The sequence below is a fragment of the uncultured Leifsonia sp. genome, assembly GCF_945957465.1.
Lineage (GTDB): Bacteria > Actinomycetota > Actinomycetes > Actinomycetales > Microbacteriaceae > Leifsonia.
Genome location: NZ_CAMFLC010000032.1, coordinates 1 through 22,499, shown reverse-complemented (window position 1 = coordinate 22,499; position 22,499 = coordinate 1). Strand labels below are relative to the sequence as shown.

24 protein-coding genes are annotated in these 22,499 nt (G+C 66.0%); 21 read left to right on the top strand and 3 right to left on the bottom strand.

From position 1 onward, the window contains the following. The first annotated feature begins 18 nt into the window (after positions 1-18). The 12 genes from Q0Q23_RS13935 to Q0Q23_RS13880 all read left to right on the top strand — a co-directional run bounded on the left by Q0Q23_RS13935 (position 19) and on the right by Q0Q23_RS13880 (position 9,475). Positions 19-1,347 carry an AAA family ATPase gene (locus tag Q0Q23_RS13935; protein ID WP_295125004.1) on the top strand — a complete coding sequence of 443 codons (1,329 nt, stop codon included), beginning with the start codon at positions 19-21 and terminating at the stop codon, positions 1,345-1,347. Then, a complete protein-coding gene (locus Q0Q23_RS13930; RefSeq protein ID WP_295125001.1) occupies positions 1,344-2,249 on the top strand; it encodes an FHA domain-containing protein in 906 nt (301 codons plus the stop codon). The genes Q0Q23_RS13935 and Q0Q23_RS13930 overlap by 4 nt, the downstream gene beginning before the upstream one ends. A gap of 59 nt (positions 2,250-2,308) precedes the next feature. Next, a complete protein-coding gene (locus Q0Q23_RS13925) occupies positions 2,309-2,557 on the top strand; it encodes a hypothetical protein (protein ID WP_295124998.1) in 249 nt (82 codons plus the stop codon). Positions 2,558-2,775: 218 nt separating this feature from the next. Next, the gene (locus Q0Q23_RS13920) at positions 2,776-4,734 is read left to right on the top strand and encodes a hypothetical protein (RefSeq protein ID WP_295124995.1); all 1,959 of its coding nucleotides are present in this window, start codon (positions 2,776-2,778) and stop codon (positions 4,732-4,734) included. 357 nt (positions 4,735-5,091) lie between these two features. Next, positions 5,092-5,982: an ArdC-like ssDNA-binding domain-containing protein gene (locus Q0Q23_RS13915; RefSeq protein ID WP_295124992.1), complete on the top strand. Its 891-nt coding sequence runs from the start codon at positions 5,092-5,094 to the stop codon at positions 5,980-5,982. 29 nt (positions 5,983-6,011) lie between these two features. Continuing rightward, positions 6,012-6,359, top strand: a complete 348-nt coding sequence (locus tag Q0Q23_RS13910; protein ID WP_295124989.1) for a DUF6349 family protein — start codon at positions 6,012-6,014, stop codon at positions 6,357-6,359. A 130-nt stretch (positions 6,360-6,489) separates the two neighbouring features. After that, positions 6,490-6,699: a hypothetical protein gene (locus tag Q0Q23_RS13905; protein ID WP_295124986.1), complete on the top strand. Its 210-nt coding sequence runs from the start codon at positions 6,490-6,492 to the stop codon at positions 6,697-6,699. A gap of 311 nt (positions 6,700-7,010) precedes the next feature. After that, a complete protein-coding gene (locus Q0Q23_RS13900) occupies positions 7,011-7,292 on the top strand; it encodes a hypothetical protein (RefSeq protein ID WP_295124983.1) in 282 nt (93 codons plus the stop codon). Between the two features lie 155 nt (positions 7,293-7,447). Further along, a complete protein-coding gene (locus tag Q0Q23_RS13895; protein ID WP_295124980.1) occupies positions 7,448-7,684 on the top strand; it encodes a hypothetical protein in 237 nt (78 codons plus the stop codon). A gap of 65 nt (positions 7,685-7,749) precedes the next feature. Further along, positions 7,750-8,136: a single-stranded DNA-binding protein gene (locus Q0Q23_RS13890; protein ID WP_295124977.1), complete on the top strand. Its 387-nt coding sequence runs from the start codon at positions 7,750-7,752 to the stop codon at positions 8,134-8,136. Between the two features lie 119 nt (positions 8,137-8,255). After that, the gene (locus Q0Q23_RS13885; protein WP_295124974.1) at positions 8,256-9,053 is read left to right on the top strand and encodes a ParA family protein; all 798 of its coding nucleotides are present in this window, start codon (positions 8,256-8,258) and stop codon (positions 9,051-9,053) included. After that, positions 9,050-9,475 (top strand): hypothetical protein, encoded by a 426-nt coding sequence (locus Q0Q23_RS13880; RefSeq protein ID WP_295124970.1) that lies wholly within the window; start codon positions 9,050-9,052, stop codon positions 9,473-9,475. Before Q0Q23_RS13885 ends, Q0Q23_RS13880 begins: the two co-directional genes overlap by 4 nt. Before the next feature lie 354 nt (positions 9,476-9,829). On the opposite strand, the gene Q0Q23_RS13875 is transcribed toward Q0Q23_RS13880, so the two are convergent. Then, positions 9,830-11,077 carry a four-carbon acid sugar kinase family protein gene (locus tag Q0Q23_RS13875; protein WP_295124967.1) on the bottom strand — a complete coding sequence of 416 codons (1,248 nt, stop codon included), beginning with the start codon at positions 11,075-11,077 and terminating at the stop codon, positions 9,830-9,832. An 84-nt stretch (positions 11,078-11,161) separates the two neighbouring features. On the opposite strand from Q0Q23_RS13875, the gene Q0Q23_RS13870 reads away from it, so the two are divergent. From Q0Q23_RS13870 to Q0Q23_RS13830, 9 genes are all read left to right on the top strand, one after another. Beyond that, on the top strand, positions 11,162-11,947 hold the full coding sequence (locus Q0Q23_RS13870) for an HpcH/HpaI aldolase/citrate lyase family protein (protein WP_295124964.1): 786 nt from the start codon (positions 11,162-11,164) through the stop codon (positions 11,945-11,947). A gap of 19 nt (positions 11,948-11,966) precedes the next feature. Beyond that, complete coding sequence (locus Q0Q23_RS13865; RefSeq protein ID WP_295124961.1) at positions 11,967-12,692, top strand: FadR/GntR family transcriptional regulator; 726 nt, start codon at positions 11,967-11,969, stop codon at positions 12,690-12,692. Between the two features lie 132 nt (positions 12,693-12,824). Beyond that, positions 12,825-14,366, top strand: coding sequence for a sugar ABC transporter ATP-binding protein (locus Q0Q23_RS13860; RefSeq protein WP_295124958.1), 1,542 nt, complete (start codon positions 12,825-12,827; stop codon positions 14,364-14,366). Continuing rightward, on the top strand, positions 14,363-15,376 hold the full coding sequence (locus Q0Q23_RS13855) for an ABC transporter permease (protein WP_295124955.1): 1,014 nt from the start codon (positions 14,363-14,365) through the stop codon (positions 15,374-15,376). Before Q0Q23_RS13860 ends, Q0Q23_RS13855 begins: the two co-directional genes overlap by 4 nt. Further along, on the top strand, positions 15,373-16,404 hold the full coding sequence (locus Q0Q23_RS13850) for an ABC transporter permease (protein WP_295124952.1): 1,032 nt from the start codon (positions 15,373-15,375) through the stop codon (positions 16,402-16,404). Before Q0Q23_RS13855 ends, Q0Q23_RS13850 begins: the two co-directional genes overlap by 4 nt. Positions 16,405-16,419: 15 nt before the next feature. After that, a complete protein-coding gene (gene rhaS / locus Q0Q23_RS13845) occupies positions 16,420-17,445 on the top strand; it encodes a rhamnose ABC transporter substrate-binding protein (RefSeq protein ID WP_295124949.1) in 1,026 nt (341 codons plus the stop codon). A 43-nt stretch (positions 17,446-17,488) separates the two neighbouring features. Beyond that, positions 17,489-18,778: an NAD(P)/FAD-dependent oxidoreductase gene (locus Q0Q23_RS13840; RefSeq protein WP_295124946.1), complete on the top strand. Its 1,290-nt coding sequence runs from the start codon at positions 17,489-17,491 to the stop codon at positions 18,776-18,778. Between the two features lies 1 nt (position 18,779). Next, complete coding sequence (locus tag Q0Q23_RS13835; RefSeq protein WP_295124943.1) at positions 18,780-19,289, top strand: VOC family protein; 510 nt, start codon at positions 18,780-18,782, stop codon at positions 19,287-19,289. A gap of 1 nt (position 19,290) precedes the next feature. Continuing rightward, positions 19,291-20,034 (top strand): alpha/beta fold hydrolase, encoded by a 744-nt coding sequence (locus Q0Q23_RS13830; RefSeq protein WP_295124940.1) that lies wholly within the window; start codon positions 19,291-19,293, stop codon positions 20,032-20,034. Between the two features lie 569 nt (positions 20,035-20,603). Here the strand turns inward: Q0Q23_RS13830 and Q0Q23_RS13825 are convergent. Then, positions 20,604-21,416, bottom strand: a complete 813-nt coding sequence (locus Q0Q23_RS13825) for an AAA family ATPase (protein WP_295125089.1) — start codon at positions 21,414-21,416, stop codon at positions 20,604-20,606. Beyond that, a complete protein-coding gene (locus Q0Q23_RS13820) occupies positions 21,416-22,444 on the bottom strand; it encodes a Mu transposase C-terminal domain-containing protein (protein WP_295124936.1) in 1,029 nt (342 codons plus the stop codon). Before Q0Q23_RS13820 ends, Q0Q23_RS13825 begins: the two co-directional genes overlap by 1 nt. Positions 22,445-22,499: the final 55 nt, after the last annotated feature.

The following is a 22,499-nucleotide window of genomic DNA, read 5'->3' as shown; positions in this document are numbered from 1 at the left end:
GGAAGGAGAAACACCCACATGAGCACGACAACAGAAGCAGCCGCCTGGCCCCGCGCCACCGCGACCCTCAACGAGGACGGCACCGCCCAGGTATCCATCGGCGGCACCGCCACGGAGATTGCCGCAGGCGACGTCGACGAGGCGCGCGCTCAGGTCGTCGCGATCGTCGCGGCCCGCGCCGAACAGCTCGGCCGGCCGCTCCACGTCCTCACCCGCGACCCCGCCGGGGAATGGCCGCTCATCATCCACCCGGACCAGACCGTGACCGAGGACGACAGCCGCGAAGCACGACCGCAGGCCCCTGAGCCCGCCGCGGAACCGGTGACCCAGCAGGCGGAGGCCGACCAGCCCGACGCAGCGGTGGCCGGCCCCGGCTCATGGGTCACCGCTGCCGCCGCGGCGCCGGCTGCGGCCCTTCCGACACGTCGAGCCATGCGCCAATCGTTCCTGGTTCGGGAACAGATCGAGGAGCCGGCCACCACCGGGTGGCGCGGCCTGGTAACGCGCGCCGGCATCCGCATGAGCCCCAGCGAGGAGGAGCGCGCAGAGCGCGCCGACGTGCTCGCCGTCTCCCAGCACTGGCCCGGCCCGCGCACGATCGCGATCGTCAACGGCAAGGGCGGCGCTGGCAAGACCCCCAGCACGGTCCTCCTCTCAGGCGTGTTCGCCCGCTACGGAGGCGCGGGCGTGCTCGCCTGGGACAACAACCAGACCCGCGGCACGCTCGGCTGGCGGACCGAGCAGGGGCCGCACGAGTCGACGTTGCTCGAGTTGTTGCCCCAGGTCGATCGGCTCCTGAGCACCAGCGCCCAGTCCGCCGACCTCGCCCACTACGTGCACCACCAGACCCGCGACCGCTTCGACGTTCTCCGGTCCAAGCCGATGGCGCTCGCCCAAGAGCAGCGCATCGAGCCCGAGGACGTCGACGCCATCCACGCCGTCGCCAGCAAGTACTACCGGCTGATCTTCATCGACTCCGGCAACGACGAGTCCGATCCGATGTGGCGGCGCATGATCGATCACGCCGACCAGCTCGTGGTGGCCACCACCACCCGCGACGACCACGCCGAGGCCGGCGCGCTTCTCCTGGAAGCGCTGGCCGATCGCGACGAGCGATCCGCTCGGCTGGCCGACAACGCCGTGGTGGTCGTCACGCAGGCCGACCCCAAGGCCACCGCGGCCGACATGCAGCGCGTCGCCGCCGGCTACCGCGACATCACTCGCGAAGCCGTCACGATCCCCTTCGACCAAGCAATGGTCGACGGCGTGCTGCACTACGGCGCTCTGCGACCCTCGACGCAACGGGCGTGGTTGGCCGCCGCGGCCGCCGTCGCCCGCGGGCTATGAGCGCCACACAGGCCCTCCGCGCATCAGAAGCTGTCGCGGACTGGCCCAAAGTCGTCGCCAGCATCCACGGCCCCAGCGACCAGCTCACAGATGCTCCACCGACGTACATTGGCAGCATCACGATCAACGGCACTGAGCGGCCCTGCGAGGCCGCCAGCGTCGAGGAGCTACGCACCGGCATGATCGCCCGATGCGTGGCGATCGCCATCCGCCTGCACAGGCCGGTGCGCCTCACCGTCAAGGACAGCAGCCAGACGTGGACGCGCGGGGTTCGGCCCGGGGGCACCGTGCAGCTCCTCGATGCCGCTGGCACGATCCCGCCGGCAGACGGGCTCACCGTCCACGAGGGACGCTGCCGCATCTGCCGGCGGCTCCAACCCGTCACCGAGCCCGTGTGCGTCCAGTGCAAGACGCCGGAACCCCACCGTGTCGAAGCAGACCCCATCGACGTCAAGGCCGTCGTACCCGACGCCGCGACCACCGTCGAGGAGCTGCCCGTCGTGCGCGCGCTGGTGGTCCCCGTCGAGGAGCTGGACCACACGGTCATGGCCAAGCCCACTCCCCCGGCCATCACTCGGCCGCGCCTGCGCCTGCGCTTCACCACCCAGGAGTCGGTGGACACCAGCGAGAGCGTCGTGCTCGGCCGCCAGCCCGCCGCCGTGGGCGATCGCAAGCCGATCGCCGTCGAGAGCCCCGAGCGCATGCTGTCACGCACCCACGCCCTCATCGACGTCGACGACGAGGGCCGCATCGTCGTCACCGACTACCACAGCGGCAACGGCATCGAGACGCAGACCGACCCACCCCGCCGGTTCGAGCCCGGAGTGCCCTACACGATCGAATCCGGCACCAGCCTGCGCATGGGCGACGTCGTATGCACCATCGAGACGGTAGAACGCTGATGACGACACGCCGCCCAGAGTTGACGTTAACCCCGGTGTTAATCGCCAGGATGGGGTGCATGTCAGGGACCAATGCAGGCATCAAGCGGAATCGCCTTCCTGCCGGCGTTAAGCCGGTTCGCCCGGATGTTCGTCTCGCACCGTCCACCTACGAAGCCTTCAACGACGCAGCCCGCGCATCAGGCAATCTGTCCCTGTCTCTGTACCTGGAGTACCTGGCCCAGGCGCTCGAAAAAGAGCGCGGCGGACTACCCGTGCTCCCGCCCACACTCGACGGCACGGAGGTAGCCACCACGACAGCCGCTTAAACGAAAGGAGCCCGCCGCTTCCGCGACGGGCCCCTCCAAGTTTCGTAGCTCAAACCCTCATAGCTGCCAGGCCCCGAGGTTCGAGCTAATCTCACCGAAATCCCGGTTACCAGCCGGGGCTTCGGTGTGCCATCCAGATTCTGATTCTGAAAGGTGACCCCATCATAGCCCCGGATAGTGGAAAACACGACGTTTTGCGCGGCTACACGCTCTCTAGCGTGTCCGCTGACGCCGCCCACGCATGGGAGCTGACCACCCGCATCAGCCCTCGCGATCGCGTGCGCGTCGCTGTCGTCGACGCCTACGGCGACGTCGTGAACCGCTACGTCGGCAACCGCCGGGTCAACGGCGACGAGCCCACACGCCCGTGGGCGGTGTACCTTGCCGGCGCCGATCGGCGCTTCCGCCTCCTCGGCTTCGACCTCGATGCCAAGACCCCCGGTGCCGCGGCCGCGGCAGCTCGTGACGCCGACGTGATCGCCGGCCTCCTCACGGACGCCGGCATTCAGCACGTCCTCTGCGAGTCCGGCCCCTCACACGGCCGTCACGTCTGGGCCGCTCTCTCTGAGAGCGTCGACGCCGAGACCATCGCCACCCTCGCGCGCCTCACCCAGCACCTGTGCCCCACGCTCGACACGTCTCCGCTCAGCAACCCGGACACCGGGTGCCTGCGCCCACCAGGTGCGCCCCACCGCGACGGCGGCCGCTCGACCGTGCTGCGCGGCGAGCTGGACACGCTCACCGCCCCCACGACCACGGCCGCGCAGGTGCGCGCCCTCGTCGAGGCCCTGGCCAAGCTCGTCGACGACGCCGAGCCGACCGGACGCATCGACCCCAAGCGCCCGATCCCTGTCGACGAGCACGGCCGGCTATACCTGCCCGGCCCGCGCCGCGAGCTCACAGCCGGCAGCGCGGCCGCACTTCGCGAAGATGCCGCCTCCGGTGACGCCTCCGCAGTCCTCTGGCGCATCCTCGTCGGCGCGGCGGCCGCCCGATGGCGTCACGCCGACATCGCTGCACTTGTCGACGACGCACCAGGACTAGAGCACGTCCGTACCTACCGCGACCGCCTCCACCGACGCCCCCGCGGCCGCGGAGGAGCTGCACACGTCCTCCGCCGCCAATGGGATAAAGCCGTGCGCTTTGTGGCCACCACAGACCGCCAGGTCGGAGATGACCCCACCTTCGACGCTCGCGCCGACGCGATCGCCGCGCACGTCCGCGAGCTGCAAGCCCACGCCGACGTCGCCGGCGGTCGGTGGGCCCACGGTGGCGGCCCCACCGACCGCCGCGTGCTCGACGTCCTGTGCATGCTCGCCCTGAAAGCCCTCAGCGCGTCTCTGGAGGCCGATACCCGCCGCCTCGCCCTGTTGGCCGGGATCGGCCGGGAGACGGCCAGAACGGCGCTCCTACGGCTCGCCGCGGACGGTTGGATCACCCAGGCCCGCGCTGCCGATGGCCCACATGGTGCGCACTGGACCATCGACCCTCAATCGGTTATCCCCAGCCCTGCATCTACAAGCCGGTCACAAGCGGACCCGCGCCCCGCAGGGGCAGGGTCCGCAGAACGATCCACCCTCCTGGCTACCCTGACCCAGAGAACCCGGGACGCCGCCCACGACCTCTTCACGCTGGGACCGGGGCTCGGCTTCCACGCGGGGAACATGTACGCCCGCACCACAACGGATCCTCAAGCCGCTCACGCGCTCGCTCGTTCCGCAGGATGCACCGTCGACCAGGTGCGGCCGGCCCTCGATCGGCTCACCCGTGCCGGTGTTCTCGTCCTCACCCGCCACGGATGGCGACGGCGATCGGTGGATTACCGTCGAGCCGCCGCCGTGCAGCTCGACGTCGACGGCCGACTGCAGGCGCGCGCAGCCCGCTACGCGGTCGAGCGCGAGCTGTGGGCGTGGTGGCAGGCCGAGGAGACGTGGATGCGTGCCCCACGCCGCACCCACCCGAGCCGCCGACCCGGACCTGGCCAGCTCGCACTCCTCCCCGACTTGGGAACGAACGCCTACGGCGCACACCCGCGGGACGCTAACGGTCGAGCCGACTTCCGGATGGCACGTGCATTGCTGAGCGGCGCGGCTACGGCATCGACGGCGAGCAAAGGCCGCCGATCGATCGAGCCCGATCCTGTCGACACGATGCTGGGAGCCGAGCGGATCGCCTGAGAGAGTCGGCCGCCGGCCGACACGAGGGCCGGCGCCCCCGCGACCCTGTGAGCCGTGAACGACGGCCGCACGCGGCCGGCTGTCTCTCGCGCCTGCGGCGCTCGTTTTCTCGCCGTGAAGCCTGCGGCATTCTACGGGCCTCGTCGTCCGCGCAAGCGGCTGCGCCGCCGGCTCCTCCGAGACTTTTCGGCCGCGTCGCTGCGCTCCTCACATCGGCCGAAAACTCTCTCCCCCACCGCCCTCCGGGTTGCACTCCCTCCTCTGCCCTGAATGGCACTACGTGCCTTCACGGCAAGAAAACGTGGAGGGGGTCTGAGTGGCCCTAATAGTACTAATACCGTCACCGGAGGTAGCGAGATGGCCCGTAAGATCACCAGCACCAGGAGCGCCGAGGAGCGTCGTGCCGAGGCCGAGGGGCTGCAAGCGACGATCGCGGAACAGGTCGAGGCGCTGCGCGAGTCCGAGGCATGGGCGGCGTTCTTGAACTTCGCCCAGTCGTTCCACCGCTACAGCCTGGGAAACCTGCTGCTGATCTTCGCCCAGCGGCCCGAGGCGACCCACGTCGCCGGATACCGGACCTGGCAGAAGCTCAACCGCCAGGTGCGCAAGGGCGAGCGCGGTATCCGCATCTTTGGCGGCCGCGAGATTCGCGAGACGGTCGAGAACGAGCGAACCGGCGAGGAAGAAGAACAGCGCCGCGTGCGGTTCTTCCCCGTCGCCGTGTTCGACATGGGACAGACCGACCTCATCGACGAGGAAGCTGGCGACCCGGCCGACATCGCGCGACCGCTCACCGGAGACGACGCCCGCGGCATCTTCGAGGCCACCGCCGACTACCTCACCGGCACCGGCTGGACCGTCGAGCGCGAGCCCATCGCGGGAGCTGCCAACGGCTACACCGACCCCGAGGCCCGACGCATCGTCATCGACGCGAACCTCTCCCCCGCCCAGGCAGCCAAGACGGCCCTGCACGAGGCAGCGCACGCGATCCTGCACGCTGAGGAGGATCAGGCCGAGTACATCGAGCACCGCGGCGTGAAGGAAACCGAAGCCGAGAGTGTCGCCTACGTCGTCGCCGGCATTCTCGGACTGGACACCAGCGCCTACAGCGTCGGCTACGTCGCCGGGTGGAGCAACTGCGACGCCGACACCATCAAGGCCACCGCGGCAAACGTGCTGCGTGCCGCGCACACTCTCGCGGACGCGCTCACCGAGCCCGAGCCCGCGGCCGAGCCCGCCACCGTCTGACCCTAATAGTACTGTTGGAGGTAAATGCAATGACCGACGAGCCCACCCTGTTCGACCTGGCCGAATTCGAGCGCGAGGCGGTCGCGGCTACCCCCTGGGATGGCGCACCCCTCAACTACACGGCGGACTACTACGAACCCGCCGCCCTGGTCGCCGCGTTCGAGCGCTATTGCGCCGAGCACGGGCACTTCGGCTGCATCCCCCGCAGCCACATGTGGCACTCCGCCCACTACGGCGGCGGCCCCACCGTCACCGAGGGTCACGAGCTGCACATGTTCACCGCGGACGCCTGGTGCCGTGAGGCCGACCACGACCACACCGCCGCCCCACTGCCCGGCGGCGGCCGATATCAGGCCAACTGCCCGCGCTGCGCCTAGCACGTTATCACCGACAACGAGAGCGCCGCCGTCGAGGCGTGGCACGGACGCCGCCACGTCCCCGGCCGCTCTCCGCTCGGCGGCTACGACCTCGCCGCCGACTAACCCCAACACCACTATTGGAGGACTCATGACCACCGAGACGCACATCACACCCGCATGCATGTTCTGTCACCGGTCGAGCGTTGTCGAGCTCCCGGCCGCGGAGGCCGCCGCGCTGCGCGCGGGCGCGTTGATCCAGGACGCCGCCCCCACGAGGCCGGCCGCGGAACGCGAGCTGATCCGAACCGGCATTCACCCGCAATGCTGGACCGACAATTTCGGTCCCGGCTTCGACTGAACCCCGTCCAGAGCGGTCGGCGTCGGACGGAGCCGGCGCCGACAACGGACGGCCGGACGGAGCCGGCCGACTGTACGGCCTTCGGCCCCTGTCTTTTGCCGGGAAGCCTGCGGCATTCTGCGGTCGGCGGCCTCCGCGCAAGCTCCCTCCGGGAGCCAGCTCCGCCGAGATTTTCCGCACGCGGTCGCAAGCTCCCTTATTTCGCGCGGAAATTCTCTCCCCAGCCGCCCTGCGGGTTGCACTCCAACCGCTTTCCCTGAACGGCACTACGTGCCTTCCCGGCAAAAAACATGAGGGAGAGGGAGAGAACGATGAGCACACTCATTACCAACACCAGCGACGTCACCCGATTCGCGGCGGTGTTCTCCGCCGGAGACATGGCAGGCGACCTGGGACCGACCCTGAGCTGCGGCGAGGTCGAGGCCCTAGCGGGGATGCTTCGAGCGATCGGAGAGCCAGCTAGCGCGGACATGTGGATCGAGGCGCACGCCGCGGGCGACGACGAAGGCGATGCCCACTGCCGCGCCCCTGCGGCCGAGTACGTGGTGCCCATCGACCCGATGGAAGCCCTGCAGTGTGACAGCTGCCAGTGACTTGACCCCCAACGCCGGTAATAGTACTATTAGAGGTGGCCGGAGAGCCGCGAAGTGGCCCGTCGACATCTACCGGCACAAACCAGCAGGAACCGAAAACAGCCCTAACGACCCTAACAGTACTATTACCGTTAGATCACTCCATGGGAGAAGCCATGTCCAAGATCATCGTCACTCGACTCGCAGACCTGCGGATCGGGGACCGCATCCTCAGCCACGGCGGCCGCGTCTACCGCACGCCGCTGCGCGTCACCGACGAGCTGGGGCCGATCGAATGGGGCTCGCCCGTGCGCGGCGTGCGCGTCGAGAACCCCAACCCGGCCAGCGGCATCGAGTGGGTGCTGTACCCGTCCCAGATGGACGGGCGAGAGATGGAGGTCGAGCGCTACTAGGTCATTGCAACTCTATAAACCCCAACAGTACTGTTAGAGTCATCATCATTCTGGGAGGAATCGAAATGAGCTACATCACTCGCACTGGAAACCTGGCCGAGACGCCCACGCTCCGGGAGGGGGAGCACGGCCCGTACACCTACGCCCGCGTCATCGTGAGCGACCGCATCCGTCAGTCGGATGGCTCCTACAGCGACGGTCCGGCCACGGCCTACGACGTCGCCGTGAGCGGCAACCAGGCGCAGAACCTCGTGGACGCGGCCGAGGCAGGCGGGAACATCCGCGTGACCTTCTCCGGCAGCTACCGCATCACCGAGTACAAAGGCGAGCAGGGAACGCGGCTTCAGCACGAGGTCCGCGCCGACGAAATCGGCGTGAGCCTGCGCGGGCAGAGCGTCACTGTCCAGCGCGCGACGGCCGCCGCCGACACCAACGACGACACCCCGTTCTGATTCGAAGCAGGGCCGGGGAGCTGCCCGACAGCTCCCCGGCCCTGTCACGCCACGCGCAGACAACGCAGCCGCATGACGTGACGGTAACAGTACTATTAGACCCCTTGGAGGTAACCAACGTGACCGCTCGAATCTTCGCCCTCTGCAACCAGAAGGGCGGCGTCGGCAAGTCCACGACCACGTTTCACCTGGCGCGCGCCGCGGTGCGCGCAGGCCGGCGCGTGCTCGCTGTCGACAACGACCCGCAAGGCAACCTGACGACGATCGCCGCGGCCGAGGACGTAGGGGAGGACCAGGCCGGCCTTGCTGACGCGCTCAGCTCGCGCGCGCCTGAGACGATCCGCGACGTCATCGTTCCCGGCGTCTGGCCCGGCCTCGACGTCGTGCCCACCAGTGGCGTCACGCTCGGCTACGTGCGCGATGAACTCGTGATCGCCGGAGCCGGCCGAGAGGGCCGCCTGCGCGAGGCCCTGGCCAGCGTCGTCGACGACTACGACCTGATCCTGATCGACTGCGCACCCAGCCTCGACCAGCTCACCATCAACGGCCTGACGGCCGCCGATGCCGTCGTGGTCGTCACCGAATCCAAGCTGTTCAGCGCCAACGGGCTCGGCCAGCTCCTCGAAACGATCGAGAACGTCAGGGCCTACTACAACCCCGGACTGAGCGTCGCGGGCGTCATCGTCAACAAGCACGAGGAAAAGACCGTCAGCGGCCGCACATGGCTGGACGAGCTGGGACAAGCCATCACGGCCCGCGGGCTGCGGATGCTCTCACCCGTCGTCCCCAAGCGCGTCGTCATCTCCGACGCGGCCGAGGCCGCGCGCGGCCTCGACGAGTGGGGCGGCTCCGAAGCGACAGAACTCGGAGCCATCTACGCCGACCACCTGACTGCGATCGAAGGAGCCGCATCATGAACCGACCAGCACCACGCAAATCCAGCCTCGCCGGATCGAGCCCCCTCACGCCGCCACCCGCGGCCGAGCCGACTGCCGTCGACGCAACCGGGTGGACGCAGGAACAGCACGAGGACGCCGACCAGGTAGAGCAGACCCGCCAGCTCCAAGCGGCCGAGCGTGCAGCGAGGAAGCCCGCGCCACGCGAGCCGAAGTCACGCGCGAAGGTGTCGTTCTACCAAGACCCCGCCGACACCGATCGCGTGCGCGGCGCGATACTCTACACGATGACCACCGAGGGCAGCCGCAACCTCTCGCAGTTCATCCACAAGGCCGTCATGGCCGAGGTCGAGCGCCTGGAAACCAAGTACAACAAAGGGCAGCCGTTCCCGCCCGTGGGAGCTCGTGAGCTGCCCCAGGGGGCCGCTGCGGCCAACCTGTAGACCGTCCTCGAGTATCGATCCGGAAGGACCACACGATGACCACCACACTGGCGGTGGAACAACTCCCGCCTCCACGGCGAGCTCGACATGCGCACCCCGATCGAGGTCGAAACCACGTACTACGCTGACCAAGAATCAAGCCACCCGGCACCTGCCAGACAAGGCTCCCGATAGGAACGAAAGTCAGGCCGATTCACTCCCGTCACAGGGTCAATCATCACGTCGTTCAACATTCGGTCGCTTCAGTCATGGCCGTCCCCTTTCGGATCAGGCCGGACCCCACACACCGTTATTCAGACAGTTCCCCTACGCCCCGTGCGATGCGATTCGCTTCACCTGCACGGGAGCAACCATCTACAGTGACGTGATGACGGCGTCGAGCAGATGCTGCAGTGTGTCGTTGTCACCGACGTTGCCGGGGACGACTACATAGATAAGGGGTCGTTCGTCCACCACCAGTCGCCACACCGAGACACCCGGCAGGATTTGACCCAGCACGATTGCTTCGTCTGCCCCGAGCCCGACGTGGGCGACCTCTGCCGACGTGATGCCGCCCTTCGCAATGACCACGTCGAGGTCTGGTCGCACGGCGGAGACTGCCGTGGTCAGCGCCTGCATGACCCGCTCGCCATGGTCGAGCGTTCCGTGATCGCCGGAACGATCGCGTTCGGTCTCGAGCACAGTCACGAACTGACGGGACATGCGTTCCTGCAGTGCGATTGCGGCTTCCGACCCCGCAGAGACGGGGTCGGCCAGCGCGGCTGCGGTCGAAATGACCACAGGGGCGCCGGAACGCGCGCGAATGCGGGCGAGCTGTCGGGTCGCACCTGATGTGTGGGAGCCGCAAACCACGAGAACCGACCTGGCATTGGGCGATAGCGGCGCAGTGAGCAGACCCGTGCTCGCCACGCCGGCGAGGTTGGCGGCCAACGGCGCGGAGCTGCGCACCAGGATGGATGCTCCGCGCTGTCGGGCGAGCCTGCTTTCGTCGGCAATCAGCCGGATATCGTCGTCGGTGACGGCGTCCGGGATGACAACGGAACCCGGCTCGGCGTTCTGCAGTTTCGCTGCGAGCCGACCGCGGACACGCAAGTCGGCGAGGGGGACACTGACGGCCGGACGGCCAGACTTCTCGGCGACATAGTCGATGAGACGCGAGTTTTGAAAGGGGAACACGGGGTCGCGGGCGTATTCCGTCTCGCTCATGGGGACCTCGGCACCATCAATCCGCAGCAGATGGATCCCGTCTCGTGTGATCCGTCCGCCCTCCGGGAACGCCGGCACGAAAAGGATCACTCCTTGCTCTTCGAGCAGTTGCGCGGCTTCAGCGAACACGTGACCCCGGAGGGTGGAGTCCCCACGCATGATGACCTGGACGTCTACCCCGAGGCGGCCTGCGGCGGCGGCCACCTCTGTCTTGATCCGCTTCATCAGCTCGACCGCGGAGGCTTCGTCGATAGCCCGCGAGTTGGTCTGCAAATAGACGCTCTCAGCGTCCGTCAAAGCCGCGGCGATCCGTTCCGAGTCGTACTGAAGGAGGACTTTAGCGGCAGTCGCCGACTGGGTGCCTGTCGGATCGTCATCGAGCACGACTGTCTTCACGGGTTATCCCTCTCCACTCAGAATGGTAGACCGGTCGACCATTCCCACGTAGTGTAGCGCGTAAGGATCAAAGGAGGAATGCGCGTGAGAGCCAATGCAGTGCGAACCACCATGGCTGCAGGTCGTCCTGTCGTGAATGCCTGGATCTCCAGCGCCGGCCCGTACGCCGCCGAAACGCTCTCGTACGCGGGTTTTGACAGCGTGACGGTGGATGTTCAACACGGCATGTTCGGACGGGGGGCCGTCGTCGGCCTGCTTCAGGCCATTTCCGCCGGGCCCGCGATGCCGATGGTGCGACCCTCGAGTCTCGACGCCGGTCAGATCGGCTGGCTGCTCGATGCTGGAGCCTACGGCATCATCTGCCCGTCTGTGGATACCCCGCGGGATGCCGAGGCACTGGTCGCCGCCTGTCGCTACCCCCCGCGGGGATCGCGGTCGTTCGGGCCCTCGCGCGGCCTGCTTTATGGTGGCTCGGACTACGTTGCCAGGAGCGACGAGATCCTGGTCTGGGCGATGGTCGAGTCGGCCGCGTCCCTAGCGCATCTCGATGAGATCGTCTCGACCGAGGGCATCGACGGCGTGTACGTCGGCCCCAACGACCTCGCCCTTAGCATGGGGGAGACTCCGGGCGGACGCATTCGAGGCAGGGTGCGAGACGCGCTGTGCCACATCGTCGAGCGCGCCCACGTTCACGGACGATTCGTCGGCGTATTCTGTGTCGATGGGGCGGAAGCCTCTGATTGTGTGGAAATCGGGTGCGATCTGGTGACGCCTGGCAACGACATCTCGATGCTCAAGCATGAGGCATCCAGACGTATCGCCGCTATCCGCGGCGGTCGCGAGTCCACCTCACCGACGTCAGGCTATTGAATCGAGTAAAGAGGGTGCAGTGAACTCGCTGAACATTGAAGCGACCCGTCGGACACCCGCGCCCAGCGTAGAAATGGCGCGGCAGTTGCTGAGCCATCTCATTGCCGGGCAGCTGACCGCCGGGCAAAGACTCCCCGGCGAGCGACAGCTCGCCGAGGACCTCGGGGTCGGCCGCTCAACGATCCGTGAGATGCTCAAATCGCTCGCCCTGCTGGGCCTGGTCGACGTACGACAAGGGGATGGCACCTACCTGAGCGCGACGACGTCCGACGTACTGCCGCAAGTGGTGGAGTGGAGCCTGCTCCTGGCCGACAGATCACTACGCTCGCTCACCGAAGCACGCCAGCATCTCGAGATCATCCTCGCTGGGCTCGCGGCTGAGCACCGCTCCGCTGACGACCTGCTCGCGCTGAGTGCCGTCTTCGAGCGCATGGAACGGGCAGCGAATGCTGATGACCACGCCAGTTACGCCGTCGCCGACGCGGACTTCCACCTCGGTATCGCGAACGCAAGCGGCAATGAGGTTCTCGCGGGCGTGCTGGGGAGCATCCGCTCTCTGCTGCGCACGTGGACAGAGCGTGTTACTGCAAGCGGTGTGACCTTGCCGGAGTCCTTGGAGTTGCACCGACCCATCTTCGACGCGATCGGCGACGGTGATTCCGCGGCGGCAACGCGCGCGATGTTCGTCCATATGGAACAGGCCATCGCACACCTCACCGAAACCCTCGACGGGGCCGCGCGCTAGCGATCTTCACGACGCGTGCGCCATTTTCTGCTCGTTTCACTTGAAAGGTTGACCGGTCGACCTTTAGCCACTATGGTCGAACCACACACCGGGAAGAACACTCCGGTGACCCGAGCTTCCGAAGAGGGAATCATGGCAGACCCAATGGCGGGTGAACGGCACCAAGGAAAATATGACGACCCCACCGTCCTTGGGCTGCACAAGATGGGAAAGCAGTATGGCGGCACCTGGGTTGTGCAGGGCATGGACCTCTTGCTCCGCGCGGGAGAGGTGCTCGCTCTGGTGGGCGAGAATGGTGCCGGCAAGAGCACGATCGTCAAGACGCTCGCCGGGGTCCACCGCCCCGATGCCGGGACCGTAGTCATCGACGGTGCGCCCGTCGTCTTCTCGAACCCACTAGATGCGCAAAGCTGCGGCATTGCGGTCATCCACCAGCATCCCAATGTCTTTCCCGACCTCAGCGTCGCGGAGAACATCTACCTGGCTCGCCCACCGCGAACGGCGCGAGGACGACTTGACCGCGCCGCAATGCGTCGAGGAGCTAAGGACATACTGTCTCGCCTCGGAGTCAAGATCACCGTGACCCGACCGGCGAACGGTTTGTCACTGGCCGATCAGCAGCTGATCGAGATCGCGAAAGCACTCTCGGTCGAGGCGCGGGTTCTCATCCTCGACGAGCCAACCGCCGCCCTATCGATACACGAAGTCGAGCGGCTCTTCCGCATCATCCGCACACTGCGTGACGAGGGCGTCGCCATCATGCTCGTGAACCACCGGCTCGACGAGGTTTACGCCGTATGCGATCGAATCACCGTCATTCGCGACGGACGCCACGTGATCACGGCTCCGCTGAGCGAGGTAACCCGCGACGAGTGCGTGCGGCACATGGTTGGCCGCGACATCTCGACGCTCTTCCCGGAGCGCACGGCGACTCCGGGAACCGTGGCGTTGCAGGTCGATGCACTGACCCGGCGCGGCGAGTTCCGCGATGTGACCTTCACGGTCCGGCACGGCGAGATCGTCGGAATGGCCGGCCTCGTCGGCGCGGGCCGCACCGAGATAGCGCGCACCGTTTTCGGTGCCGATCGCGCGTCGTCAGGCCGCATCTCGATCGACGGCATCCCCAGGCGCATCACCTCGCCGGCAGGCGCCGTGCGGGCCGGACTCGCATACGTACCTGAGGACCGTCACCGCAGCGGCGTCGCACTGGAGCTGTCAGTCCAGGAGAACATGTCGCTCCCGCGCCTGAAGTCGCTATCCCGAGGGCTGCTGATCGACCGCAGGGCTGAGGAGAAGATGGTCGCCGGCTACATCGACGAGCTCGCCATCCGAACCTCCTCAGCTGCTGCGCCCATCGGCACGCTATCGGGCGGGAACCAACAGAAGGTAGTTATCTCACGGTGGCTCTCGACAGACCCATCAGTGCTAATCCTCGACGAACCGACGCAGGGCGTCGACATCGGAGCCAAGACGGAGGTCCACCGCATCATCGCAACTCTCGCCGAGAATGGCGTCGCAATACTCCTCATCTCCAGCGACCTGCCCGAACTGCTCGGTCTGTCGGACCGGATCCTGGTGGTGCGGGAGGGTCGACTGGTCGGGGAGCTGGCAAAGGACGAAGCCGATCAGGAAAAGATAATGCAGCTCGCCCTCGGCGAAGGTGCCGCAGCATGAGCACCTCAGCCATCGACCGCGGCAAAGCGAACGTCGAGCGCAAAGTTCGGGTGGTCAGCTCGCTGCGCGAGTCGAGCATCCTCGTCGCTCTCGTGTTGCTGGTGGCCGTTGTCACGGCCATCCAGCCGCGCTTTCTCTCATTCGAGAACATCACACAGATCCTGCTCTCGGTTTCCATCGCCGTCATCCTGGTGAGCGCCCAGACGCTCGTGATCATCACAGGGAACATCGACCTGTCCGTGGGATCGATCGTCGGCGTCAGCGCACTCGTCGCCGCCGATCTACTCGCGCACGGAGTCACCATCCCGATCGCGATCATCCTCGCGATCCTCTGCGGGGCGGTGGGAGGCGCACTCAACGGGCTGCTGGTGAGCTACCTGCGCGTGCCCTCTATCGTCGCCACACTCGGGACTCTGGCGATCTTCCGCGGAGTGGCCTTTCTGATCGCCCAAGGCCGTCAGCTCAGCGCAAGCGACGTCCCGACGACCTATCTGCAGCTTACGGCGGGCTCCGTCTTCGGGGTACCCTACCTCCTGATCTACGCGGCCGTGGTGGCCGCCGTGCTCTCAATCGTGCTCCGCACCACGCTCACCGGCCGCCGTGTCTATGCGATCGGAAGCAGGCCCGCGACGGCGGACGAGGTCGGCATCCCGCGCAAACGCATCCTCTTCTGGGTGTACGTCATCGCTGGTCTACTCGCGGGCATCGGCGGAGTGCTATGGGGCTCGCGGTTCGCGACGGTCGATGCGAACGCGGCCAGCGGGATCGAACTCGGCATCGTCGCTGCTGCGGTGGTCGGCGGGGTGAACATCTTTGGCGGGTCCGGAACAATTCTCGGCGCCGCGCTCGGCGCACTGCTGCTCGGAACGATCAACAATGCGTTGGCCGTCCTCAATCTGGACCAGAACTGGCTTCAGGCCATCCAAGGCTTCGTCATCCTCGTCGCGGTCATCGCCGACGCAAGGATCAAGGCCTCCCTTGCCCGCATTCTCAACACGAGCGGACGATGATGTACAACCGCAACAAGAGCTCCCGTGGCCAGCGCATCAGGAAGCTCCTCGCACGACGCGAGACGCACCTGATCGTGCTGTTCCTGCTCGTCCTCGGCTACGCAGGCGCTACCAGCCCTTACTTCTTCACCTCGACGAACATCTTCAATCTCAGCTCGGGCGTGGTGGAGTCGGCCATGGTTGCCGTGCCGCTTGCCCTCATCGTCATGGCGGGCGAAATCGACATCAGCGTGGGGCCCATGTTGGCCTTAAGCGGCGCGGTGTTCGGCGCACTGATCGTCGTCGGCGCGCCGCTCCTGCTCGCGATCGGCGGGGCCGTGGCGACCGGGCTCCTGGGCGGCTTGATCAACGGCCTCGTAGTGATCAAACTGGGGCTTCCGAGTCTCGTGGTGACACTCGGGACGTATGCGCTCTACGGCGGCCTTGCCTACGTGATCCTAGGGCCGGTCGCAGTCAGCTCCTTTCCCGCGTCGTTCATCGACTTCACCCAGGGATACATCCCTGATACACCAATCCCGTTGACCTACATCCCGTTGGCAACCCTCGTGCTGATCGCGGCGTTCGCACTGCACTTCACACGCTTCGGCCGCTGGGTCTACTTCGTCGGCCGCAACGCCGAAGCGGCACGCCTTGCCGGCGTGCGGGTGGGACGCCTCAAGATCTGGCTCTTCATCATCGCGGGCGGCGTCTCCGCGTTCGCCGGCGTCATGCTAGCCGGCCGGCTGTCCAGCGCCCGGGCCGATAACGGCAGCGGCTTCGTGCTCGACATCCTCACCATCGTCCTCCTTGGAGGGATCGCTATCACAGGAGGCGAAGGCACCATTCTCGGCCTCGTCCTCGCCACCGCGATCGTCGCCACCCTACGCAACGCGATGACACTCGCCAACGTCGACCCAAACGTCCAGACGACGCTCATCGGGCTGCTCCTTATCCTCTCCGTCGCTGCGCCTTATAGCCAGCGATTGCTGCGTGACCGGCACCAGAGACAGCGAGCGAAGATGCTCGCGACCGCACAAGAAGAATCCTGAACGAAAGGCACACTCATGAAATCTCGTAACCTCGCCCTCGCGGCGCTGACGGTGGCCGCCGCTGTCGCACTGACCGGATGCGGCGCTCCCAGCGCCGGCGGATCCGCTCCTCATAGCGCGGGTCTGAGCATCGCCTTCGTCCCCAAGCAACTCAACAACCCCGTGTTCGATACCATCGCTACCGGTGGCCAGGAAGCGGCCAAGGAGCTAGGGGGCCAATTCCTGCAAGTGGGGCCTTCTGACGCCACCGGTCCGGCGCAGATCCCGTATATCCAATCCCTCAGCTCGAAGCGGGTGGGCGCTATCGCCATCTCGGCTAACGACCCCAACGCTGTCGCTCCGGCCCTGAAAGCGGCGATGAAGCAGGGTACCAAGGTGGTCGGGTTCGACTCGCCGCCCGCATCCGACGCCAGAGACGTCTTCGTCGCCGATTCCGATCCCGCCGGCGTAGGCCAGACCCTGGCTGAGATGATCTGCACAGACGTCGAGGGCTGCTCAGGCAAGATCGCCATCCTCTCGGCGACCAGCACATCGCCGGTGCAAAACGAATGGATCGCGGCGATGAAGAAGACGATTGCCGCAGAGTCGAAGTACGCCGGTCTGGACATCGTAAAGATCGCATACGGCAACGACGACCCGCAGGCGAGCACCACAGCCACGCAAGGCCTGCTGTCGGCCTATCCCGATCTCAAAGGCATCGTCGCCCCGACCTCGGTCGGGATCGTCTCAGCGGCCCAGGTGCTTGAGCAGACCGGTAAGGCGGGCAAAATCGAACTGACCGGCCTTGCCACCCCTAACTCGATGAGGAAGTACGTCAAGGACGGCACCGCGAAGAACTTTGCACTCTGGAACCTCAAGGACCTCGGGTACCTCACATACTACGCGGCCGCACTGGAACTGCAGGGGAAAATCACGGGCAAGAAGGGTGAGACGTTCACCGCAGGCCGCCTCGGCCACTACACCGTGGGAGCGGACGGTGTGGTCGTACTCGGCAAGCCATTCGTCTACGACGCCAAGAACATCGATCAGTTCCATTTCTGATCCGCTGGTCGATGAATCCGACGCCTATGAGCCAGGGAGAAGCATGAGCGAGATTGATGATGTGATCGTGGTCGGCGCCGGGGTGGCAGGACTAGTCGCCGCCCGCGAGCTCACCAGGGCCGGCCTCGCTGTCCGTGCCCTGGAAGCCCGCGAGCGCCCCGGCGGCCGATGCTGGACGACCGAATTCGCCGGCGCACCTGCGGAGGCCGGCGGCCATTGGTTCTCGTGGCTTCACCCGCACTTGTGGGCAGAGATCGCCCGCTACGGAATTGCCACACAGCCAGCAGCGCCTGTCAACGAGCACCGGTGGATGTTCAACGGGAAGGAAAAGTCGGTCGATCCCAGCGAATTCGGCCGCCGGATCGGTCAACTCGTCGATCAGTTCTGCGTCGACGTCGAGACGTGCGTTCCCTGGCCGCTCGGCCCGATAGACGCTGCGGCTATCTCCTCTTCCGACCGGCAGAATGTTGCCGAGCGCCTGGCGACCGTGGGCTGCCCGGACGCGTGGGTACCGATGCTCTCATCGGTACTCGCCGGAACCTCCTTCGCACCCAACGTAGACACATCCGCCGCGCACGTCCTGCGATGGTATGCGGCGGCAGGCGGGCAGATGTGGGGCCAATCCGGGCGCCTCACTTTCGCCGATGGTTCGAGCTCGCTCGTCGACGCGCTGGCCGGGGACGTAGGCGAGCTGATCGATTACGGATGCGCGGTGACCAAAGTCGCCGAAACGGACGACGGGCTGGTCGTTACGACGGCAAACGGTGTACGTAGGGCACGAGCCGTGGTGCTCGCCGTACCACGGAACGTCCTACCTTTCATCGACCTGCAGGTCAACCTCGACGAGCGGGTTCGCGTGGAACTTGGCACCGGCCAGCCCTCGCGCGGCGTGAAGCTCTACGCTCGCATCGCCGGCCAGCTGCCGGATGCGTTCTGGCGCGCCGAGGACACCCGCCCGCTGCACGCGATGCGCACCGACCGCCATCTCGAGGACTCGACGATTGTTATCGGGTTCGGTCCCGCCGCCAACCGGCTGGACGGGAACGACCCAGCGCAGGTGCAGGAAGCGATCCGCCATTGGCTGCCGGACGCACAGCTGCTCGAATGCTGGAGTCACGACTGGTGCGCCGACCCATGGGCACGGGGCACGTGGGGATCGAGCCGCCCCGGACAGCTTCGAATCACGCCCGCGCGGCTGCGGAATCCTTCCGCCCGACTGTTCATCGCGGGCGCGGACTTCGCCGACGGCTGGCCGTCGTTTATCGACGGCGCCGTCGAGACAGGCCTCACCGTTGCCGCGGCTGCTGCCGCAACCATCCGAAAGGGAGAATGACATGTCACAAGGACTTGACCGCGGCCACTACCTCGGCACCGGCGACAGCGGAAGCGGCTTCCACGTCTGCGTCGAAGTGCCCGACATGGATCAGGCACTCGCGTTCTATCGTGACATCCTCGGGCTCGAGTTCGCCTGGCGCAGCACGTTCCGGGGCGATTTTCTCGATGTGCTTACCGCGACGACGGGGGCCGAGGTCGATGTCGTGCAGCTCGCCTGTCCCGGGGGGAGCCGCATCGAGCTGGCCTGCTACACCCCGCAGGGGCAACTAGACACGCGACGTGTCATAGACGGGGGGCTGAACCACCTCTCGCTCGGCTTCCACGATGTGCGTGCCGTCTACGAGGTGCTCACTGCCCGCGGTGTGCGATTCGCATCGGAGCCGCTGCTGCAATCCGCTCCCGGCACGCCTGTCCACTTGTGGTGGGTCACCTACTGCTACGACCCGTGGGGAACGCCCATCGAGATTTTCGGACCGGACGCCGGCGTGCCGGACGAACGACTGTTCTGACGTGTCCGGTGTGAACGGACCCGCGCAACTCATCTTCATTCCCGGAATGCAGTGCACGCACGAGCTGTGGGATGAGGTCATCCCGCAGGTTACGGACCGGTTCGACGTGACCGTCGCCCCGATTCGAGCGAATTCGGTGGCCCAGGCGGCGGCCGATGCCCTTGCGCATGCGCCTGGGCCGGTCATCCTGGTAGGCCACTCGCTCGGAGGGGTCATCGCGATGGCCGCGGCACGCCTCAGCCCGGACCGAGTGGCGGGTTTAGTGCTTGTCTGTGCCAGTCCGCTCCCTCCTCGCACTGAGCAGCGCCGTGAGTGGACACGTTCGGACGGGTTGGCTCGAGACGGACGTTCGGATGCCGTAGTGGCGCAGTTCCTAGACGCAGTGTTCCCGCAGCCGATCCGAGCGTCGCCGGACGTCGTAAAAGTGGCACGCCGGATGGCCCTTAAGACCCGTCTAGGGGATTTCCGTGCGCAACTCGCGGTGCAGCAGTCTCGACAAGACGAGCGGCCAGCGTTGAAGCAGTTCAACGGGCCGGTGCTCGTTCTCGGCGGCCGCCATGACCCGTTGGTATCGACGAGGACGCTCACCAATCTCGCCGGACTGCCACCTCACGCTGATCTCTGCGTGGACGAAGGGTCAGGCCACCTGCTACCGCTCGAGAACCCCATCTGGGTTGGCTGCCAGCTGCGGAGCTGGCTAAGCCTCGATCCCCCGATGAAGCTGAGTTCTGAGCGGGCGTCATGAGGGGTGCCCCTCTAATAGCCAGGGGTAGCTGAATTTCGGGTTTCGGCTACCCCTGCTCCAACTGGCTCTGCTCCTGCGACATCACTACCCAGGATCGCGCGATGGATAGCTGGGTTTGCTGCGCGGCCGGGAGCGACACGCTCAGCCGCCGAATGGTGGGGTGGTCGATTGCGGGATCGGATCACCGCAGATCGTCGTCGACGCCCGGCATACCCCGGAAGCCCTTCTTACAATTCGGGCGCCAGGAATCGCACCCAGGAAGAGCTCGCGAGCTCCTACGCGCTCCGGTTTGCCGCCCGTAAGCCGGTCCCTCATCGCGCACACTTCACCTCCGATCCCGATCGAGGGGAGAGCTGTTGCCACGATGCACGTAAGACCAGCACGGTGATATGGACGGTGGCGGGACCATAACTGCAACACAAAGGGCGGCGATCTGGTCGAACCAAAAACGATCGTTTCCGGTGCGATGCGCCGGAAGGGCCGGCCAAGGCCCGACACGCCGAGATTCGACGCACCGAAACTGTGGAGTTGATCGCTGATTGGCGGACTTTGGCGATCGCTTCGTGTCGTTAGTTGCCGACGACGAGGATGCTTGCGGCGGCTTCGATGACGTCGTCGGTGATGGTGTCGAGTTGGTTGATTTTCAGGACGCGGCTGATTTGGGGAAAGAGTCGTTCGAGGAGCCGGAAGTTGCCGCGGGTGATTCGTTCGATTGCGGCTATGGCTTGGGCGTCGGTGAAGTCGTCGGGGTCGAGTGTTTTGCCGAGGCGTCTCCAGTGGCGGTCGAGAACGAACAGGATCTCGTCTCGTCCGAGGGCGCGATAGTGGTGTGAGAACCCGAGGCGACTGTATAGCTGGGGGTAGTGGCGGAATCGTTCGTCGATGCCGGGCATTCCGATGAGGATGATCGCCAGCTGTGTTCGGTCGTGTCGATCGCGAAGCAATTCCAACGCGGTGGGGGTGAGCCGTTCGGCTTCATCGACGATCAGAAGCTCAATTAGACGGGTCGGGTCTTTCTGTCTGACTATTTCACCGTCGTACACGAGAGACCGGAGGTGCTCGTCGGCGCAGATGCCGACTTTGATCTGCCAGAACTCGATGTCGTGCATGAGATCTTTAGGCCGGCAGAGGACTTCGGGCGTGTAGAAGACGGTCCGAGATCGGTTCGCGAGGGCGTAATGCTTCGCATCCTGGTCGCCTCTCGGCCCCCACTGGGTGATGTAGGGCTCGAGGTCATCCCAGTTGGCGTAGCGGCGGGCGGAATTGGTCTTTCCGACGCCGGCGTCTCCGTGGCAAATCCCAATGGTCTTCTCTTTCCGGACCGCGTTCGCAAACTCCGTGAATCGTCGGTGTTCCTTGGTGACGATGAATGTTTGGTTCATCATTCGTCCTCTTCGTAGGTGCGCAGCTTGGGGCGCCGCTTGATTGGTTCGGGGGTGCGCGCTTCCTCGCGGGTGGCAATGGTCGGGATGCGATCGTTGAGGGCTCGACGCAGTTGCTTGCGGCGGAGGCGGCGGGCGGTTTCGATGTCGCGGAGGCTGAGGCGAAGGTTGGGGTGGGCTTCGTCGATGGCGGTGCAGATGAAGGTGTCCCGGTCGTAGACGCGGATCTCGGAGATGTCGCGGGGGTCGTATCGGATGGTGATGGTGTGTCCGACGAATGGGGCAAGGGTTGGGGCGAGGTAGCGCTGTCCTTGGAAGTGGATGCCGTCGCGTTGCACGACTCGGTTCTTTGGAACAGTGAGGAGCAACCCATCGAGTTCTTGAAGACTGTCGGGCATCCGCGGCAGCCAGCCGTCTGCAACCCACGCGTCTCGGGGTGAGGCCCCCAACTCGCTATGGACTCTGTCGTTGTAGGTGCCGACAAATTCACCGATAACACGATCGAGCCCTGCAAGGTCGAGGACCGGTGTGGGTGTCCGGCTGTCGGGTCCGAGGTGGCCAGGGAGCGCGGCCACGAGTTCGGTATTGACGGTACGAAAGAACCTCTCGACCTTTCCCCGCCCCTGGGGTCGTCCGACAGTCGAGTGGATAATCCTGACGTGGAGTGCCACAGCGGTTCGCTCAAGGTGGTGGCTGATGAAATCGGAGCCGTGGTCGACGTGAAGGATGTCCGGGATGCCGCACATTGCCCAGGCAGGATCTGTCTTCCTCCAGATCGCCTGACGGAGGGCAAGAGCGGTGTTGAGGGCAGAGGGCGCACCGGTGAAGACCATGTATCCGCAGATCGCGCGGGAGTAGTCGTCCATCACGGTCGTCAACCACGGCCGTTCGGGTTTTCCGTCAGCGCCGACGATGAGGATGTCGAGTTCGGTGTGATCTGACTGCCACGTCTGGTTGGGGTGTTCCGCGCGGCGGCGAAAGACAAGTTCGTGCTTATCCCGGTACGAGACCGGCCCTTCCAACGCCAAGGCGGATTCCAGTGATCATCGCAACACCCCGAGATTCGAGGGGTTGTGGATGGCA

Bases quoted from the DNA above. Each gene is read 5' to 3' on its own strand.
- Q0Q23_RS13925 (WP_295124998.1), top strand. From the start codon at position 2,309: ATGTCAGGGACCAATGCAGGCATCAAGCGGAATCGCCTTCCTGCCGGC.
- Q0Q23_RS13900 (WP_295124983.1), top strand. From the start codon at position 7,011: ATGAGCACACTCATTACCAACACCAGCGACGTCACCCGATTCGCGGCG.
- Q0Q23_RS13915 (WP_295124992.1), top strand. From the start codon at position 5,092: ATGGCCCGTAAGATCACCAGCACCAGGAGCGCCGAGGAGCGTCGTGCC.
- Q0Q23_RS13905 (WP_295124986.1), top strand. From the start codon at position 6,490: ATGACCACCGAGACGCACATCACACCCGCATGCATGTTCTGTCACCGG.
- Q0Q23_RS13935 (WP_295125004.1), top strand. From the start codon at position 19: ATGAGCACGACAACAGAAGCAGCCGCCTGGCCCCGCGCCACCGCGACC.
- Q0Q23_RS13860 (WP_295124958.1), top strand. From the start codon at position 12,825: ATGGCAGACCCAATGGCGGGTGAACGGCACCAAGGAAAATATGACGAC.
- Q0Q23_RS13825 (WP_295125089.1), bottom strand. From the start codon at position 21,416: ATGAACCAAACATTCATCGTCACCAAGGAACACCGACGATTCACGGAG.
- Q0Q23_RS13840 (WP_295124946.1), top strand. From the start codon at position 17,489: ATGAGCGAGATTGATGATGTGATCGTGGTCGGCGCCGGGGTGGCAGGA.
- Q0Q23_RS13895 (WP_295124980.1), top strand. From the start codon at position 7,448: ATGTCCAAGATCATCGTCACTCGACTCGCAGACCTGCGGATCGGGGAC.
- Q0Q23_RS13835 (WP_295124943.1), top strand. From the start codon at position 18,780: ATGTCACAAGGACTTGACCGCGGCCACTACCTCGGCACCGGCGACAGC.
- Q0Q23_RS13855 (WP_295124955.1), top strand. From the start codon at position 14,363: ATGAGCACCTCAGCCATCGACCGCGGCAAAGCGAACGTCGAGCGCAAA.
- Q0Q23_RS13850 (WP_295124952.1), top strand. From the start codon at position 15,373: ATGATGTACAACCGCAACAAGAGCTCCCGTGGCCAGCGCATCAGGAAG.
- Q0Q23_RS13910 (WP_295124989.1), top strand. From the start codon at position 6,012: ATGACCGACGAGCCCACCCTGTTCGACCTGGCCGAATTCGAGCGCGAG.
- Q0Q23_RS13930 (WP_295125001.1), top strand. From the start codon at position 1,344: ATGAGCGCCACACAGGCCCTCCGCGCATCAGAAGCTGTCGCGGACTGG.
- Q0Q23_RS13880 (WP_295124970.1), top strand. From the start codon at position 9,050: ATGAACCGACCAGCACCACGCAAATCCAGCCTCGCCGGATCGAGCCCC.
- rhaS (WP_295124949.1), top strand. From the start codon at position 16,420: ATGAAATCTCGTAACCTCGCCCTCGCGGCGCTGACGGTGGCCGCCGCT.
- Q0Q23_RS13890 (WP_295124977.1), top strand. From the start codon at position 7,750: ATGAGCTACATCACTCGCACTGGAAACCTGGCCGAGACGCCCACGCTC.